The organism is Segatella hominis, from assembly GCF_004535825.1.
Taxonomy (GTDB): Bacteria; Bacteroidota; Bacteroidia; order Bacteroidales; family Bacteroidaceae; genus Prevotella; species Prevotella hominis.
Genome location: NZ_SGVY01000078.1, coordinates 1 through 11,601 on the forward strand (window position 1 = coordinate 1; position 11,601 = coordinate 11,601).

At 38.1% G+C, this 11,601-nt stretch carries 12 protein-coding genes; 3 read left to right on the forward strand and 9 right to left on the reverse strand.

Annotation, left to right across the window (positions count from 1 at the left end; all coding sequences use genetic code 11):
- From EXN75_RS16220 to EXN75_RS16260, 9 genes are all read right to left on the reverse strand, one after another.
- Window positions 1-324 (reverse strand): Type 1 glutamine amidotransferase-like domain-containing protein (locus EXN75_RS16220; protein WP_167639565.1); only part of this gene is annotated, 324 nt, incomplete at its 3' end.
- A gap of 126 nt (window positions 325-450) precedes the next feature.
- Entirely contained in the window at window positions 451-951 is a 501-nt protein-coding gene (locus tag EXN75_RS16225) for a YcxB family protein (RefSeq protein ID WP_118066834.1), read from the reverse strand.
- Window positions 948-1,349: a hypothetical protein gene (locus tag EXN75_RS16230; RefSeq protein WP_118066835.1), complete on the reverse strand. Its 402-nt coding sequence runs from the start codon at window positions 1,347-1,349 to the stop codon at window positions 948-950. Before EXN75_RS16230 ends, EXN75_RS16225 begins: the two co-directional genes overlap by 4 nt.
- A gap of 343 nt (window positions 1,350-1,692) precedes the next feature.
- Window positions 1,693-2,544: a hypothetical protein gene (locus EXN75_RS16235; protein ID WP_134844612.1), complete on the reverse strand. Its 852-nt coding sequence runs from the start codon at window positions 2,542-2,544 to the stop codon at window positions 1,693-1,695.
- Between the two features lie 44 nt (window positions 2,545-2,588).
- Entirely contained in the window at window positions 2,589-3,029 is a 441-nt protein-coding gene (locus EXN75_RS16240) for a hypothetical protein (protein ID WP_134844613.1), read from the reverse strand.
- 56 nt (window positions 3,030-3,085) lie between these two features.
- The gene (locus EXN75_RS16245; protein WP_134844614.1) at window positions 3,086-3,481 is read right to left on the reverse strand and encodes a hypothetical protein; all 396 of its coding nucleotides are present in this window, start codon (window positions 3,479-3,481) and stop codon (window positions 3,086-3,088) included.
- Window positions 3,482-3,507: 26 nt separating this feature from the next.
- Window positions 3,508-4,335 carry a hypothetical protein gene (locus EXN75_RS16250; RefSeq protein ID WP_134844615.1) on the reverse strand — a complete coding sequence of 276 codons (828 nt, stop codon included), beginning with the start codon at window positions 4,333-4,335 and terminating at the stop codon, window positions 3,508-3,510.
- The gene (locus tag EXN75_RS16255; RefSeq protein ID WP_117662222.1) at window positions 4,313-4,522 is read right to left on the reverse strand and encodes a helix-turn-helix domain-containing protein; all 210 of its coding nucleotides are present in this window, start codon (window positions 4,520-4,522) and stop codon (window positions 4,313-4,315) included. The genes EXN75_RS16250 and EXN75_RS16255 overlap by 23 nt, the downstream gene beginning before the upstream one ends.
- A 328-nt stretch (window positions 4,523-4,850) precedes the next feature.
- Window positions 4,851-6,029, reverse strand: coding sequence for a site-specific integrase (locus EXN75_RS16260; RefSeq protein WP_134844616.1), 1,179 nt, complete (start codon window positions 6,027-6,029; stop codon window positions 4,851-4,853).
- Between the two features lie 536 nt (window positions 6,030-6,565).
- On the opposite strand from EXN75_RS16260, the gene EXN75_RS18390 reads away from it, so the two are divergent.
- From EXN75_RS18390 to EXN75_RS16275, 3 genes are all read left to right on the forward strand, one after another.
- The gene (locus EXN75_RS18390) at window positions 6,566-6,940 is read left to right on the forward strand and encodes a PDDEXK nuclease domain-containing protein (protein ID WP_246031453.1); all 375 of its coding nucleotides are present in this window, start codon (window positions 6,566-6,568) and stop codon (window positions 6,938-6,940) included.
- Window positions 6,941-7,115: 175 nt separating this feature from the next.
- A complete protein-coding gene (locus tag EXN75_RS16270) occupies window positions 7,116-8,609 on the forward strand; it encodes an RNA-binding domain-containing protein (protein WP_134844618.1) in 1,494 nt (497 codons plus the stop codon).
- Between the two features lie 560 nt (window positions 8,610-9,169).
- On the forward strand, window positions 9,170-11,137 hold the full coding sequence (locus EXN75_RS16275) for an alpha-amylase family glycosyl hydrolase (protein WP_134844619.1): 1,968 nt from the start codon (window positions 9,170-9,172) through the stop codon (window positions 11,135-11,137).
- Window positions 11,138-11,601 lie beyond the last annotated feature (464 nt).

Consider the following 11,601-nt stretch of genomic DNA (forward strand, 5'->3'; position numbering starts at 1 on the left):
TTTAGATATAATTTTATCAACACCTTTTCTTTTTAACTCTTGCAAAAGGAAAAATGTATTTCCACCTGTTATGTAGATATAATCGCATTTATGTAATATAGAAGATATTTCCTCTTTGGGCAGTTGGGTAATCTCGACTTCTTCAACAATCATTCCTGCTTCTTCTAAAGCCTTTTTCCCCTTTTTTACATAGAATCGTATTGGTTCTGTAAGGCTTGCAGTTGGTATAAAAGCTATAATTTTCCCTTGCAAATCTTCTTTGGCACAATCGACAAATAGATTAGCAACATCAGCAAATGATGAGCATAAAAATAATCTTTTCATATTCTATAATATTAAGTTTAATACTTTTTGATACAAAGATAGCGTCTTCTATGACAGCCCTATGTCAGTAAGTCTAAATATTGAAGAGTTTAATCTTCAAAAGTTTCTATTAAAATATATCGCACTCTATCTGTTTATAAATTCATGAATATAAACGTCAAAATCATTAGGGCAATCAGCTTTACAAATTATTGTTCCACTAACCTTTGATGCCATCAAATAGTAATTTGTATCAGTCTCTATTATTTTGTACAATTTATCGAAAGGAATACTTGACTCTATTTCATTGCATGTCACTACATAGTGGTCATCATAGAACTTAACTATATAAATTGCATCTCTTATTGTTTTATTTTGGCGATAAACCTTTCTGGCTTTTTGTATTGGCGATTTGTAAAGAGACCAGTTGACTATAATAATGAGTAAAAACATCATTATTGAGCCTATAGGAAAGTCTTCCGAAGTAATATCATTTACTATCATACCCACTGTGAATAGCAGTAGTATTATATTGCAAATAATGACATTTCTTACATAATGAAACATATGTAATATTACATATTTGTTGAAACGCACTACTTCTTCTTCCGAGAATGTGCTGTTAATTGTAAAAAGAGGTTGTTTCATATTTCTTTTCCATCTATTGTTATTATGGATTCGCTTGGAAACACAACATCTATTGTGTGTTCTGTAGTTTGCAACATATAATGTCGCAAATCCAATTTTGATTCATAAATTTGTTCCAATCCTGCAGTTTCTAACCATTTTATATAATGAGATTCTTTTACATTGACCAATGTAGCCGAGATGTTTGGATTATGACAAAACTCCGCCCACCTAAAATGCTCTAATGTTACTCTGTATGAGAACACATTTGCAAAAACAATTTTTGTAACCCGTTTTTCCTTAAACGAGTCCAATTCTACCAATAAATCAGTAGCGTTATATTCTATTTTTGAAAGGGCATGTTCCCCTTCCATAAAAGGCAAAGGAGTCCATTCTTCTTGTGGTATTTTATTGCTCATATTTTATCGTTTTTATTGCACAAAGATAGTGTTTTATACTGATAATCAAGCAGAAATATTTAAGTATCTGCTGTTTTTAGTTACTATTTAGACAAATTGAAATTAATATCTGTAATTTATGGATATAGAAGTCTTTTTATCTCATCCAATAATCTCAAACAAGATATTTGCATGATGCTTTATATGAGGTGGTTTTACTCTTGTATAGACTACACTCTTTATCCAAGTTTTCAAAATAGACATTTGAGATAGTGTTACTTATAAGAAGTTTTTTAACTCGTAGAGAACAAACAGTTGCCCCGGAATCTTTCAAATAAAATAGCTCCTCACCGTTCTCCAATGATTATGATTCACACAAGTCTTTGCATTTCTCCCAATGGGCATCGAATTCCTCTTTGCTAACCAACATATTGGTTTCTATCGAATACAAGTCATATTGCAGGATGATGGACATCGGTGGATTAAGTTTGATGAAATCTTCTGGAAAGCAACTATCTACGTAGACATTAGCTACGCAATAGTTGCCATCCGCAGAAATTGTGATAGCCTTTGATACTCTCACGCCATCAAACTCGCCATAGCAAATCGTGTCGAACACCTTTATCTTGAAATAGAACTTGTATATCAATATCCTGTTATTGCATGGAAGTTGTTTTCTCAGACGGATGCACAAATGAGCTAAGGACAACAAAAAACTTTTCTTGGCATCCTTTGGAGACATTATCAGCGTGAAGTCCTTGCCAAGCTGACCTACGGAATTCACTTCGACTTTTGTTTCTGGGGCTTCCTTGGAGACAAGTATCTTGACTTCATTCACCGCCTTGCTCCAAATCTCGACGTAATCAGGAAAAATAAGGTAATAGTAGCTGCTGAAAAAGAACTCCTTCGTCTCAGGCTTGTACTGTATGAAGAAGTTGGCAGAATCAAAAGATTCGGTAAACTTTTCTTCGGGCATGATGTAAGAATCATCGGGCGACTTCTCACAAACCGTACTAAGCATCTTGACTCGCCTCTTGAACCATATTTTGTATCTTTTGGCAAAGAGAACAAAAGCAATCGAGACAACAGCCAAAACGACAAGCACGACCACACCGAAAATATCCGAGCAGATATGAGTGATGACACCTATGCCATATATGATGACAATGCACCATAAAACGACCATTCCAAGTTTAGACATTATTTTTTCTATCATAAAGCTATTCGTTTTTTGTGTTTTTTTGAATCCACGATTTTCTGTTATCTATGATACAGGCAGTGCCCTTTTCTGTAGTCTTCGGGAGATAATCTTTTTTTGTTTTCAAACACCATTTTATAGTCTTTCATATACCATTCCCATGCTTCTTGCATTACATAGTCCTTGTCATATAATATCCAAATTAACCTGTTCCATTCGTAGTTCGAGGCTTTGGGAACCATCGTTACTTTACTTCCTTTTTTACCGCTTGGACGATTGGCTTTTACTTGATACCTTATATTTCTATAAACGAAATCCGTCCCTTTGGCAACAGCAGTTTTGTCTCTCATGTAATCAGAGTATTCTTTCTCTGACATACCAACCAACATTGCTGCATCATATTCAGAAATTGAACTCGTAATAGACGGAGCTATACCAAAACTTGCTTGCCATTGCAAAGCAACATCTACAAGTATATCTCTTAGCTTTACTTTTTTATCCATAGTAGTAATAATTTTAGCCTGTGAATTTGGAATCCACAGAAAGTGAATATTAATGTCTATTTTTTCTTCTTGTTGACATCTTTATTTGCCTCTAACCAAAGCAGAAAAGATAATAGAAAACATATAAAAGCCACATACTTTCCTCTTTCTATACCTGAATCACGACAAAAAACTCTATCAAGTTTCTCATCGTAAAAGAACGTGGTGTTGTTGAATCCTAACTGTAAACTGTCTCTTTTATTTATAACCGTATCGTATTTTTTACCTTGATAAATAATGTCTGCCGATGGGTGATGTCTTGAGCCACTTCGCAAATCCAAATTTATTATCTCACAAGCGATATTGCTTTGTGTTGTAGAGATTTTAGTTTCTCTATCAGATACTATAAACATATATGCAGTAAAAAGTCCGACAGCTATGTTTATCATAGCCACAACTATTTTTCTTCCCATAGCTTTCCTTATTTGTCCTTGCGGATTTATAAATTATTGCATTGTTCCATGAGAATTTTATCTATCATAGAACATTTCTTGAAAAAGGGATATGTATGATAAAAGTCCTTCGGGTCAATGGAGTCAGAATCTTGCTCCATCATCCATGCCGAAACGATTAAGACCATCATTTCGTAGTTCGCCTTTTCTTTCTGCCGTGGAGACAATCGTTTCAATGCTTTCCGAAGCCCTTCTATCTTTTGGGGATATTTCCGCAACATTCGGCTTAATCCTTCAGAAAGGGTCTCGTCATACGTCTCATCGGTATGCGACAAGCAATGCCTTATCACCAATATGTAGTCCTGCTCTTCGGAATGTTCTTGGGCAAAGAAATCACCATCTATGATTCGGCTGAGAAATAGGCTGTCGGTATTCGTTTCTTTCTTGCCTTTCAATTCTATCCTTCTTATGCTTTTGTCACAGAAAAGGACTCCATCAGTAGAAGCGTTTAGTGGATAGATATAACATTTTTCTCGCCCTCTTTTAAACAAGTATTTTATATCATAGAAGATTTCGCCAGTCACAGTTAGCGTATCAGCCTCTAATGAAGCAAAGTAAAATTCTTCGATTTTATTTTTGCCAAGTGCTTTGTTACTTTTGGAGATTTCCAATGTGCCAGTGGTGTCATTATCAAATGTAAGTTTTACAGATATTGTTGTGTCAGAAAGTTTCACATCTCCGACATAACAACATATACCTTTTCCAAAAGTAGCTGATTGACATCCCATACTGCATAGAAACAGTATGGTGATGCTTGTCAAAATGATAGCTTTTCTTCTTCCCATAATCACTTTAAACATTACGTTCTTTTTCATTCGTAATAAGTTCTTTCATATCCACAGACAGTAATTGTGCAATTTCAAGAAGTGTGGTAAGGTTAGGTTGAGAGCGGTTGCATACGTAAGCATTGACCGTACTGAAACTTCTTCCCAACTTCTTTGCAAGCCATGTTTGGCTTATCCCTTTGTCCTCTAAGACTGCTCTTATGCGATTTAACTTCATCTTTTTATCGTTTTTATGCTACAAAAATAACGTTTTATTTTGATAATCCATCCAAATCCCTTGAATATCTGCTGTATTCCGTCGTAATTTAGACAAAATAGAAATATAATCTGCAAAAATGGAACTAAGCAATTGATTTCCCAATATGGCAAGATACATATATGCGTTTATGAATATGTTCTTTTTGCCATACTCTTAAAATGACGTTACATGAAAATTACTGTTGGTAACTACTCTTTTACCTTTGCAAAGACTAATCTTAATATTTTGTAAAATCACAGCATAAAATGTTGTTTTTCAGAAATTAGATTTAACTTTGCACTCGAAATCAAAGCGTTCTTTGTATATTGCAAAGTTGTGAAAGAAAAAGAATATAGCTCGTTTCTAAATCGTTAGCAGTCACATTCTTTAAAATACTCAACTCGCTGATATTCAATGAATAAAAGAATTTACTGTGACTCCTCATGTGAAAGGTTACAGGCTTTTCAATGCCCGCCTCCATAGCCCATTGCTTCATTCGGTAATTGACAGAGAAATACGATGGCAACGAAAAGACCTTGTCTTCTACCCTAGCCTGTCCCCTTACAGGCATCCATGCCAAGGCATTCTCCGACAAGGGTATCGTCACCACATGGCGACTCTTCACCATCTGCTTGCTAATATAGTATCCCTCTGTACCCTTCCCGATATCAGCCCATCGCAACGACCTTACATCACTAAGGCGCAAGCCACAGAAACAAGCAAAGAGGAAGGCGCATTTCACGGTATCAGCCTTGCACGGCGTAACCATCAGCAATTTGATTTCCTCTATGCTGAGATAACAACGCTTACTCTCTTGCTTGCTGAGCATTTTGCGTTCTTCTTTCTTTAATAGTTTAGTGGGATTCTTGGGTATGATGCCTTCTCTCACAGCCTCATTCAATACGGTAACAAACGTGTTGAAATAGAGTCTGGCTGTGCCCTTAGCCAAATCTTTCTCATGATGTTCGCCCCGCATGGGCACATCCGTACCAATGGTCTTGGCATGAGCCAGATACTGCACCCAACCTTCACAATACGTCTTGTCCAGTTGTGCCATGCGGATATTCTCACCCTTGTATCTTATCAAATGCAAGAGGGTATGCTGGATGTTGGCAGCATGACTGCCACTCTGTCCTTGCTGTCTTTTTTGGTCTGCATATAGCAACATCCAGTCTTTTAAGAGCATATCCTTGGTCTTCATCTCTCGCTGATAGTTACCGTGGCTCATACTCCACTCTTTGATTCGCTCACATCGGATGAGGATGGCGGTGCGCAAAGTAGCTTCATTCTTTGCCTTTGCCTCCTTGTCACTTCCCCTTTTGTCATCTACCAGCAACAATCCCTTCAACCGCTCATAGGTATAGCCCCTACCCTTGCTTCCAGCTTGATAAGTACGGAGATAGATAGCCTTGTTGCCATTCTTCAAAGGTTTCACCCAAATCTTGATGGGTTCCTTCGCTTTTGTTTTAGTTCTCTTTTTCGCCATAATCTTTACTGTTTCGTCTGTGCAAAATTATACGAAAAAACTATCTTCTTCAAGTCTTTCAAGTTAAAGTACCTAAAGATGTACCTAAAGAAACAACTTAACGAGTAGATGCAAACGATTGCACAAATCGTTTGCATCTGGTTGCTTCTTTATTCTCTTTCTATCCACTCTTCCTTTTATTTGATATTTGTATTATCGAGAGGAAATTTATGTAAAATAAGCCGCTTTCTTTGTCTGCAAAAGTACGAAAAATCCTTGTAACTGACAAATATCTCCTTTATTATTATTAAAAAACTTGAAATCATTTGGTAGTCACCCCATGCTATAGGCTGTCTACTTTATCTATTTCTAATATTCCAGATTTTCCTGTTGAGGACTTCTTTAAAGTACCATTCACACACCACTCTGCCATCATTAGTGGACCAAAAGAAACTTCGGCACGCTTTTATTATATTCACCGCACTGTAGAGGAACATCTTTCCGTAAAAAAGCTCCGCCAACTTATAAAGAAGGACGCTTACCATAGTCAAGGGCACATGCCTAACAATTTTACCCGAACCATCAACAATCCTAAAGAAGCTCGACGTGCTGTAGAAATGTTCAAGGATGAATATCTGCTCGATTTTATCAATGTAGAAGAGATTGGGGAACGCGAAAAAATAGATGTAGACGAACGAGTTATAGAACAAAGCATCGTTCAAAACATCAAGAATTTCATTATGACCTTTGGCAGAGACTTTGTTTTCATCGGCAACCAATATCATCTGGAGATCTATGGTGTTGAACAATTCCCAGACCTGCTGTTTTTCAATCGAGAATTGAAAGCCACTGACTTCATGCCCAAATACATCGGTAAGCTCAATTTCTATTGCTCTGCCGAAAGATTTTCGCAGCAGCCTTCCTTCCATTGAAGAAATCGAAAAGGGACTCAACGAATGGAATCAAGAATAACATCCAATAGGCGGCTCTCGTTTCTGGGAGCCGCCTATTTTTCTTTATCCTCATCCTTTTCAAGTATTTTTCCCTAAAACCTTGGAAGTTACGAGGAAAAGTCGTAACTTTGCCACCAACTAACAAAGACAAGGCATGACAGAAACTGAAATTAAGCAAATGCTTGCCCAAGGCGAACGACTTACCCTGGAATGCAAAAAAGCAAAGACGGAGCTCCCAAAATCAGTTTGGGAGTCATATTCCGCTTTTGCCAACACTATTGGTGGCTATATATTATTAGGTATTGACGAAAACAGAAAAGAAACGGATGTTGCCAAACGTTTTACTATCATCGGAGTTGACAATATTCCTAAGATTATCTCTGATTTATGGAACACCATCAATAGTAACAAAGTAAATAGAAACATTTTGCTAGACTCAGATGTAGAGATAACTACAATAGACGGGAAATCTATTGTATGTATCCACGTGCCACAAGCAGATTGGCGAATGAAGCCTGTCTTCTTAAATGAAAATCCTTACAAAGGTTCCTTCAAGCGCAACCATGAAGGTGATTACCATTGCACAGAAATGGAAGTAAGAGCCATGATTCGTGATGCTAACGAAGATGGCAATGACGGAGGATTACTAGATGCTTTTACTCTGGATGACATTGATACAAATACGCTCCATGGTTACCGTAATCAATTCAGAATACTAAATGCCGACCATGATTGGAACGATAAGGATGATAAAGAATTCTTGCGACTTTTAGGTGGATATACTAAGAATAGACAAACAGGAAAAGAAGGACTGACGGTAGCAGGACTAATGATGTTTGGAACAGGGTTAGCCATAAGGGAGCGATTTGGAAATTTTCGCATGGACTATCTCGACATGAGCCATCTAGAAGGTGAGGAAAGATATAGAGACAGACTAACTTACGATGGGCGTTGGGAGAACAACTTGTATCAATTCTTTAGAATTGTTATGCCTAAGTTGACATTCGACTTACCTCACCCTTTTCATCTGGAAGGTTATCAGCGTGTAGATGACACACCACAAATGAAAGCTGTAAGAGAAGGATTTACCAATTCGATTATTCACTCTGACCTATTCTTGGATAGTGGTATCTTAAGGATAGAAAAGCATGATGACTGCCTATGCTTACGAAATCCTGGAAATTTGAAACTTCCGATAGAAAACATCTATGAAGGTGGGGTTTCAAAAGCACGCAACCCAAGAATACAGAATATGCTCCGTATGATAGGATATGGTGAGAATATAGGTTCTGGATTTCCTAAAATTATCTCTGCTTGGCAAAAGGCAGGTTGGGGTAAGCCTGAATTAATAGATAAATACGAGTTACAAGAGGTAGAACTACGATTACCTATTCCTAATGAAACTGGTGGTCAAACTGGTGGTCAAACTGGTGGTCAAACTGGTGGTCAAACTGGATCACCAAAAACAATTGAAAAAGTTTTTGAATTAATAAAAGACAATCCGTATATAACAAGACAAGAACTCGTGGACAAAATAGGTATCAAGGCAAGTGCAATACAAAAACACATAGAAAAGCTAAAGGCTCAAAAAAGAATAGAGCGTGTTGGTTCTTCTACATTTGGAGGTCATTGGGACATCAAAGAATAAATAATCCTTTGTTTCATCATCGAAACAACAATATTCAATAGGCGGCTCTCGTTTCTGTGAGCCGCCTATTTTTCTTTATCATCATCCCTACATTTTCCCCCAAAAACCTTGGAATTTACGAGGAAAAGTCGTATTTTTGCATCACAAATCAGTTAAACGTTTTAAAAGGAGATGGATATGAAACGGGCAGAAGACAAGTATCAACGGCCACAGAACTTCCACTGGAGGAAATTCAGAAAATGAGGGAATGAGGAATATCCTTCTCTGCCCAGATATATTTTTCTCCCTGCCCACGCAAGAATTTTTCCGTGGGCAGGGAAAAATAAAAGTGGGTACAGGGACGGAAAAAATGAAACCGGATTTCGTCAAAATGGCAGTCATCATGTAGATGTAATTCCACTTTATGCCATGAACAATTTGTGCAAACGTTTGCACGATTTATTCACTTGATTTGCATCAATCAATGATACAGGCTAATCAAAAATATCGTATCTTTGCCACCGTAATAACAATACAAACCTATACGATAAAAATAGATTAACAATCAAAAGTATATTAACATGAAGAAATTATATTTCACCCTCCTCGCTGCAATGGCACTCACTCTCGGAGCTTGTTCAAGTAGCAACGACCCTGATATTCCAGAGCCAACTCCTACTCCTACACCAACTCCAAAACCTGAGCCAAAGCCAGAACCTGAACCTGGTCTCACTTCACAAGGTTGGGCAAATGACTATAGCGGTGTGATGCTGCAAGGATTCTCATGGGATTCTTATAATGAGTCACAATGGAAGGTCTTAGAGAAGCAGGCTGATGACCTGAAAGGCTACATTGATCTTGTATGGCTTCCACAAAGTGGAAAATGTATAGAAACCACCCAGGTGATGGGCTATATGCCATATTATTATTTCAATCAGAACTCATCATTCGGATCTGAGGCTGAACTCAGAAGTCTGATTACCAAGTTTAAAGCCGCTGGCATAGGCGCAATAGCTGATGTAGTCATCAACCACCGCAATACGGAGGGCTGGTATACATTCCCTGCTGAAACATACAAGGGAGTAACCTACCAGATGCAATCTACAGACATCTGCAAGAATGATGATGGCGGAACTACAGCAACTCAGGCTGCCACAGACGGGGTAAGCCTCAGCCAGAACAATGATGAGGGAACCGACTTCGGAGGTTGCCGTGATATCGACCACAAGAGCGAAAATGTGCAGAAGGTAATCAAAGCATATCTGAAATATCTGAAGGATGATTTGGGTTACACCGGTTTCCGCTATGATATGGTGAAAGGTTTCGATGGCAGCCATGTTGCCGACTATAATGATGCCACAGGTGTAGAATACTCTGTAGGTGAATACTGGGATGGTAACGACAAAATAGAAAGTTGGATAAACAGAACTAACAAGAAGAGCGCAGCCTTCGACTTCCAGTTCCGTTATAATGTTCGTGACGCTATCGGCGTAAGAGATAATAAGGTTGTTGCAGCTCCAAACTGGACAAAGTTGAGCAGCAACGAAAATCTTATGCACGATGCCAATTATCGTCGTTATGCAGTTACTTTCGTCGAGAATCATGATACCCAGTATCGCTCTGCAAAAGATCAGTTGGATCCTCTTAAGCGGGATACGCTTGCAGCCAATGCCTATATGCTCGCCATGCCAGGAACACCTTGTATCTTCCAGCCACACTGGAGAGATTACAAGCCTGAGTTGAAGGAGATGATTGCTGCTCGTAAATATGCTGGTATCACCAATATGAGCAATTACGCAAACAAGAAATGCCAGAATACTTTATATGTCAATGAAGTGACTGGTAAGAAGCACAAACTTCTTGTGGCTGTAGGTAATGATGCTGATAAATATGCAGGAGAAACAGGCTATACAAAGATTCTTTCTGGTTATCACTATGCCTATTTCCTCTCTAATGATGCAGAAACCTCTTGGACAGACGTGCCTTCCGGCTCATACGAGGAAGGTTTCAAGACCACACTTACTGCAGTCAGCCAGACAGAGGGAGCTAAATTGGTTTATACCTTGGATGGTTCAAATCCTACTTCGAAGAGCACAACTGTAGAAAGTGGTAAGGAAATCAGCATCAATGGTACTTGTACCTTGAAGGTAGGCTTGCTTGTGAATGGTGAAGTTAGAAATATCGCCACACATCAATATACGATTGAGAAGTTCAAGGCATATAAATTTATGATTTATGTGAATGCCGATGCTGTGAAATGGAATCCATTATACTGCTATACATGGAAGAAAAAAGCATCTGTTGAGTGGCCAGGTGAAAAGATGACAGAAACAAAGACCATTGGTGGAAAGACATGGTACTACAAGGAAGTCAGCATTGATAATGCGACCGAGTTGGTAAATGTCATATTCAATAATGGTAGTGGTACAGGTAAGCCGCAGACTGTAGATATAACAGGTCTCACCAGTACGGCTTACTTTGAAATCGAAGCATCCAAGGAAGGAAAGAACTATAAAGTGAAGGATGTTACAGCAGAATATAACAAATAGAGTTTAGTTTAGGCATACAATTTTTATTAGTTAGTTGGTTTTGTTTTAGGTTTAAAAGAGGTATTCCCAAAAAGCGTTTTCGGGCAATACCTCTTTTGCTATTTTATAATAGTCAAGAAACCGCATTAAGCAAGGATGCATTGCCCAAATTACGATCCTCAGTTTGGGCACTTATTGCCCGCCTCATGAGCAACGGTTGCTCATCTCATGTTCATCGGTTCCCCATCACGTGATCTGACTTTTCCTGATTTCTGTAGACACTTTTTTACTTTATAAACTAAAAAGGTAGACACTATCAATTTCATAAAACTGAAATAGTAGACACTCCTTATTTTTTGTTCCTAATTTTATAGACACAATAAAAAAAATCGTACTATATTTGTAGTCACTACCCTTCCACTGGACTTACCGAACCCGGACTTGCTCTTTTGGTAAAGTAGGGAGCCCCTCGATGGGGCTTCCTA